The 1758-nt window shown below is 74.9% G+C and carries 1 protein-coding gene and 1 pseudogene; both read left to right on the top strand.

Annotated features, from left to right (window positions below; all coding sequences use genetic code 11):
- Positions 1-444 (top strand): methyltransferase domain-containing protein (locus tag GTW40_RS13695; RefSeq protein ID WP_161180452.1); only part of this gene is annotated, 444 nt, incomplete at its 5' end.
- A gap of 409 nt (positions 445-853) precedes the next feature.
- A pseudogene (locus GTW40_RS33100) lies at positions 854-1758 on the top strand (5,6-dimethylbenzimidazole synthase); the annotation flags it as partial.

Here is a 1758-nt window from a genome sequence, read left to right as displayed (position 1 = left end):
TGGGACATCGGCTGCGGCGCGGGCGCCTTCGCCGTCGACGCCGCGCGCGCCGGTGCAGCCGTCATCGCCGTCGACCACGACCAGGCCGCCTGCGCCCGCACCGACGCCGCCGCGCGTACCTTCGGGGTCCAGCTCCAGATCGTCAGGGGCCAGGCCCCGCACGTCCTGGAGAACCTGCCCGAGCCCGACGTCGTACGCGTCGGGGGCGGGGGAGCGGCCGTGGTCTCCGCCGTGGCCGACCGCCGTCCGCAGCGCATCGTCACCCACGCCGCGACCCGCGACGCGGCCGAACTCGTCGGCCGCTCCCTGACCGAACACGGCTACCGCGTCGAGTGCGCCCTCGTCCAGGCCGTCGAACTCGACACCCGGGCCTGGACGGAGACCGAGCGGAGCGTCGCGTTCCTGCTCACGGGCGAACTGCCCCGCCGCGAAACCCCGCGCTGACCGAGGGCGCGTATGGGGCGGAAAGGGCAGCTCGCGCCCGCCCCGTGATCCTGTTGTCGTACCGCGCGCGGTAGGCTGGCCGATCGTTGTACCGCACCGGCGTAGCGGAAGTTCGTTCGCCAATGTCCAGAACGCACGCCCGTTTTGGGGGTGGGTGGGGTACGACGACACCACAGGACGCGCGACGTGGCGCAGTCCACAACGGGCAGTCGCGGATCACGCTGTCGCGACGGCGCGACGGCGGGACAATGTCACTAGCGGTTTTCATGCCACTGAATGGCTTTGTCGTCATTTCTGGCGGCCGTTCGTGCCGCCGGGCACGGACGCTCGTTCTCACTACGGGGCGGTCGGTGCGCCGTTCCGGGTGAGCTGGTCGTAGGAGCACTGAAGCGATGGGCGAGGGGTACGCATGACCGACACCGGCCAGATCCCGGGCGAGGGACAGCCGGAGAGCGCAGGCATGGTGGAGCAGCCGGGCGCCCCCGCCCACGGCTACACCTACGTCGCCGAGGCGCCCGCCGGGGATGAAGACCTGTTGCTGCCGGGCGCCCAGGGCGCGTGGGGCAACGAAGTGCCGCCGCCCGCACCGGAACCGGTGGTCGAGGCCGTCCATCAGCCGGGCGCGCACGAGGCGTCGGGCCGGGACAGCGGCCAGGTCGACCTCACCGGCGTACGGCTGCCCGAGCCGGGCCCCGTCTCCGTCACGCCGTCCCCCATCCTGTCGGCCCCGCACGGCCAGGCCCCGCAGCCGCCGCGCAGGCCGCTGCACCTCGGCCCGCCGATCCCCGACGCCTCCGCCAGCCCGGTCCGCTCCCTTGCCGACCGAGGCCCGGCGGGCGCGCCCGTACGACAGCCCGCCCAGCCCGTGGCCGGTCCCGAGTACGCGGAGGCACCGCACCTCCACGAGCCCGTTCCGCAGGGGACGGGCCAGTGGAACCTGGCCGCCGCCGTGGCCCCGCCCACCGCCGAAACGGTTGGCCCGGTCCCCGGCACCATCGCCGACCCCGCCCAGGCCGCCATGGCCCGCATGGCCACCCAGGCGACGGGTGTCGTGCACGCGCATGACGGGGTCCAGTCGGTGGATGGCCACGACGGGGTGTACGAGGTCGCCGCCGCCGAGGCTGTGCCCGCCGAGGCCGGTGTGGTGGCGGAGGCTGTGGTTCCGTCGGCCGAGGAGCCGCAGGAGCCGCAGGAGGTGGTCGAGGCCGTCGCCGCGGTGGAGGCCCCGGCGGAGCCGGTCGAGCAGGCCGAGCCCGTGACGCCTGAGGCGGCCGTCCCGGCCGAGGCGGTTGCCGCCCCGGTCGTCGCGGAGCC

Source organism: Streptomyces sp. SID4985 (assembly GCF_009863025.1).
In the GTDB taxonomy this organism is placed as follows: Bacteria; Actinomycetota; Actinomycetes; order Streptomycetales; family Streptomycetaceae; genus Streptomyces.
Note: the sequence above shows the minus strand (reverse complement) of the source record. Positions and strands in the feature narration are given on the sequence as shown.